The sequence below is a fragment of the Streptococcus australis genome (assembly GCF_019930045.1).
In the GTDB taxonomy this organism is placed as follows: Bacteria; Bacillota; Bacilli; order Lactobacillales; family Streptococcaceae; genus Streptococcus; species Streptococcus australis_D.
Map to the genome: position 1 here is coordinate 1 of NZ_JAHZQQ010000127.1, position 729 is coordinate 729.

Annotated in this window: 1 protein-coding gene; it reads right to left on the minus strand. The window is 63.0% G+C overall.

Annotated features, from left to right (window positions below; all coding sequences use genetic code 11):
* Positions 1–729, minus strand: a 729-nt coding sequence (locus tag K1J10_RS10650; RefSeq protein ID WP_223357351.1) for an IS5 family transposase, incomplete at both ends; no start/stop codon positions are given.

A 729-nucleotide genomic window follows, 5' to 3' on the forward strand; every position in this document is an offset into this window, starting at 1 on the left:
GCACTCGACTTCCGGTGCATGCAGCGCGTACAGCTTGTTTTTGTCCTTCTGCTTCTGCGTGAGAATGCGCTTCGTGCGGCCAATCAACTCTTCCAACGCCGCCCGACCTTGCTGAGCGACCCCGTCCAGTTGCCGCTCGACGTCGCGCATCACGCGCCCCACGCGCGAACGCAACGTGCGCAGCGCTTTCTTCATCCGCTTGTACTGTTTGGCATGCGCGTAGCGCCCGATCTGGCCCGCCAGTCGTGGCGCTTCGCGGTTGTAATTCTGCCGCAGCTTCAGCCCGTGCAGCGCAGCGGCCTTCACCAGATGTTCCCGGCAACGTTCGAGCAGGCGTGAATCGGTGGGATGCGCAATCGCTTTTTCCATCACCGTCGTATCGACGATCACCCGCTTCAGGCTCGAAGTCTTGATGACGTTGGCACGCTTGGCCGCTCCGATCGTCTCGGCCAGCAACTCTTCGACGCCGGCTTCGCCCAGCCGCTTGCGCCAGCGCGTCAGGCTCGACGGATCGACCGGCGGCTTCGTCTGCAAGTACGTCTCGCCGGTGAACACCTGCCAATACGGGTTCTCAAGCCATTGCCAAACCACCTCTTCGTCCGATAGGTCGAAGGCATGCTGCAAGTACAGCAGCCCTGCGATCAACCGCGGCGACGTTGCCGGTCGGCCTCGGTGCGACACGAAGCTCGCACTCAGCGCCGCGTTCAGCCGCTTCCAGTCCATCAGGCC